This window comes from Escherichia sp. KCJ4928 (assembly GCF_004352695.1).
Lineage (GTDB): Bacteria > Pseudomonadota > Gammaproteobacteria > Enterobacterales > Enterobacteriaceae > ECMA0423.
Window position 1 is genome coordinate 1 of the sequence record NZ_SJWV01000840.1, and the last position, 255, is coordinate 255.

General features: G+C 54.1%; 1 protein-coding gene. It reads left to right on the forward strand.

All coding sequences use genetic code 11. The features are described from left to right. Positions 1-226, forward strand: a 226-nt coding sequence (locus tag E0D98_RS27015; RefSeq protein ID WP_131891732.1) for a DinI-like family protein, incomplete at its 5' end; no start/stop codon positions are given. Positions 227-255 lie beyond the last annotated feature (29 nt).

A 255-nucleotide genomic window follows, 5' to 3' on the forward strand; every position in this document is an offset into this window, starting at 1 on the left:
CGACCGCCAGAGCACAAAAAACCTCAAATCAGGCACACTTCAGGCGCTACAGAATGAAATCGAACAACGTCTGAAACCACACTACCCGGAAATCTGGCTGCGTATAGACCAGGGCAGCGCCCCGTCTCTATCTGTCACAGGAGCCCGCAACGACAAGGATAAAGAACGTATCCTGTCTCTGCTGGAAGAAATCTGGCAGGACGACAGCTGGCTGCCTGCAGCATGAGTACCGTTTATCACCGTCCGGCTGACCCT